Origin of the sequence: Veillonella sp. S13053-19, assembly GCF_002959835.1 — a bacterium.
Classification (GTDB): Bacteria; Bacillota; Negativicutes; order Veillonellales; family Veillonellaceae; genus Veillonella; species Veillonella rogosae.
Genome location: NZ_PPDA01000016.1, coordinates 1 through 2,959, shown reverse-complemented (window position 1 = coordinate 2,959; position 2,959 = coordinate 1). Strand labels below are relative to the sequence as shown.

The following is a 2,959-nucleotide window of genomic DNA, read 5'->3' as shown; positions in this document are numbered from 1 at the left end:
GGTTATTAGTCCTCGGACATTCTTTATCTAACACCAATGTTTCATCTAAATATCGAAACATTGTCTCTGTATTAATTAACACCACTAGAGAGTTATAGGCTTTTAATAAGCGTTCATGCGTAGCTCTTAAATTATCATTACTATCACGTGTCATTTCACTTAGAAACTCTTTAAAAGTCACTCTCCAATTAAATAATCGTTGAATCCATATTTGTGCATCTTCCTGTGTTTTTACACTATATAAATCGCTTGCTAAATCTTTTAACATAATGCCTGCTAACGTCTTAGGTCGTCTAGTAGTGTAGCGATGCACTTGCCATACGGCATGAACAATACAACGTTGAAGCTTGGCGGTACGCCAAACTTTTTTTAATGCTTTTCTAAGACCAGGTCCACCATCAGAAACGACCACAATGGGTGTCGCTATTCGCTGCATAAGAGCTTGCCATGAGCGAGACTGTTCTGACCTACATAAATACCACCCTAATACATATTCACCATCATAACAGATCAAAATACAAGCTTTTTTAGCTAAGTAAATACCATCAACGAATACCACATCTCTCGAGGTTTCAATTTTGGGCGGCATAGGCCATATTTGCCAGAAATCAGCTATCTGTCTACGAAATGTACGGCCCTGCCCAGGCATGTCCTGTTGTGTTTCTTTACTAAATAACCAATTTAGAAATCGATGAAAACATTTAGTAGTATTATCAATAGTTTGTGTAAAGGTGATGTTACACTGCTTACAATGCCATCGTTGTGATCCAGCTTTAGTTTTCCCATATTTTTGACAAGAAAATCCACAATTTATACATCTTACCAGCATGATTATTCCCTCCACTTAGAACACGATTTTCTAAGAAGATATAACCTTATTGAAGCCAGTAAAATCAAGGGGTTTGGGACTTTTTACCAACACATTTTGTCCACCCTCTAAGTTTATCAAAAGAACTTAAAATGGCGATGGAAGCAGTAATTTACTGGCTCCATCCCCTATAAAACCAACACGTTTTGTCCTATAACCCTTATTATAGTTTCTGTATAAAAATCTACATACAACAAAGGACTCTACTCATAAGAATGTAGAGTCCTTTTATTATATAGTTAATAGAAATAAATAAAATAAAAAAGCACCACATTGCTGTGATGCTTTCATTTGGTGACCCAGAAGGGATTCGAACCCCTGGCCTTTTGATTCGTAGTCAAACGCTCTATCCAGCTGAGCTACTGAGTCATGTACTTGGTACTCACTTATATTAACACAACGCTTACATCTATGCAAGCATTTTTTTAATATTTTTTGAGTAATTTTATGGACATGCGGTCCGAAGACCGCAATCCAAATTTGGCAGGGGCAGTAGGACTTGAACCCACAACCAACGGTTTTGGAGACCGCTACTCTACCAATTGAGCTATACCCCTATGTTCATCAAGCCTCGCTTGATACTTGATTAGTTTAACAAATATTAGGTCTAATGTCAAGAAAGAAAGGGCTTTTAAATGATGAAATAATAGTGAATTTAAAAGGAAAAAGAGCCCTCTTTAAAGGGGCTCTTATGTCTACCTAACTTTTACCTTTATATATACGGGAGATGGTATATATAATTAGAGAGTTTTGTATATGTATTGTTTTGTTTATACACAGGGAGAGTATTGTTGTGTATTTAAGTGTTGTTTTATGTGTTGTATTGTTTTGTGTTGTGTTGTTTGTATTATTTGTAAAAGGGACAGGTAAAAGTTATTAGTAGTAGACCTCCATTTCCTTAGTTGATCTCAATCAACTATAGATAGTATAAAGATACTACGTGAAAACATAGTGAAAGTTTTATGAGATATAAATGAAACGAGTAAATTTTGGTACATAACTAATTATAAGAAATATAATTAAAAAGCTTGTATTTACTAGGTTCTATAAGAATGTATATAAATTAGTGATAGCCTTATGCATGAATAGAATATGTAATAGATATTGGTTATTAAAATTTAAAATTAAAGTAAAATTAATTACATAATAACTATTAATAAGAAGGTTTGATTATAAAAACATGAAGAACGAATATGCTGCGACGATCTATTAGATGTAAAAAGATAAGGTTGGCTATGATATATAGATTATTTTTGAGGGTATAAAAGTATTGGGAGTTGTATATATAACAAATAAAGAAATACGCAATTATGATGAATTTTACCGATCTATAGACTAATTCAACTAATTCTAATGTACGATACCATGGGTACTACGTATCTCAGTATTGGTTAATTACCAATATTTGAAGTTATACAACTAGTTTATTTACATAAATCTAAATTTCTCAGCTACTATACGGTTCGATACCATAGGTGCTACGCACCGCGGTATCGGTGAGATGTAGTTGGCCTCCTACCATTAGACGCGGCTTCCTATCAATCCTCACTGTGGATTTCCCTTCTCTGCTTCGCAGCTCGGTAAATCTTACGTTCGGAAGAAGGTGATGTGTGGGCTCCATGCGTCGCTACGCTCCTCTGTAGCCTCACACCCTACCCTTCCCAGCTCCGTCTGACACGGACACCTAGATAGATAATACCTTTACAACCTTGGCTGGAGACGGCTCTAGCAGGCCTAGCTAGTCGAAGACTAGCTAAAAGAAAAAGGCCTACCTTTAGGTAGACCTTTTTCTTTTAGTCAATCAGCGGCTTCCTATCCTCCCAGGCCGTCTCCAGCCAAGTACTTTCGGCGTTTATGAGCTTAACTACTGTGTTCGAGATGGGAACAGGTGGATCCTCATAGCCATCGCCACTGAATCTGTCAAAGTTTGTACTCTGAAAACCACATAGAAGTATATATATTTGTTGCACATTCTGCTTAATGTTTTGTTTAAGTAAAGCCCTCGATCTATTAGTACCAGTCAGCTCCAAACCTCACGGCTCTTCCACACCTGGCCTATCAACCATGTCGTCTACATGGGATCTTACTAGC

The 2,959-nt window shown here is 36.5% G+C and carries 1 protein-coding gene, 2 tRNA genes and 2 rRNA genes; all 5 read right to left on the bottom strand.

The window, feature by feature from the left end:
* The coding region (locus tag VEHSUH06_RS10545; protein WP_105098851.1) for an IS256-like element ISVat2 family transposase at window positions 1-829 on the bottom strand (829 nt) is incomplete at its 3' end.
* Window positions 830-1,160: 331 nt separating this feature from the next.
* Window positions 1,161-1,237: transfer RNA gene (locus tag VEHSUH06_RS10540), tRNA-Arg, on the bottom strand.
* Between the two features lie 112 nt (window positions 1,238-1,349).
* A tRNA-Trp gene (locus VEHSUH06_RS10535) sits at window positions 1,350-1,425 on the bottom strand.
* Between the two features lie 1,242 nt (window positions 1,426-2,667).
* Window positions 2,668-2,784 (bottom strand): 5S ribosomal RNA (gene rrf, locus VEHSUH06_RS10530).
* A 74-nt stretch (window positions 2,785-2,858) separates the two neighbouring features.
* A 23S ribosomal RNA gene (locus tag VEHSUH06_RS10525) occupies window positions 2,859-2,959 on the bottom strand; the annotation flags it as partial.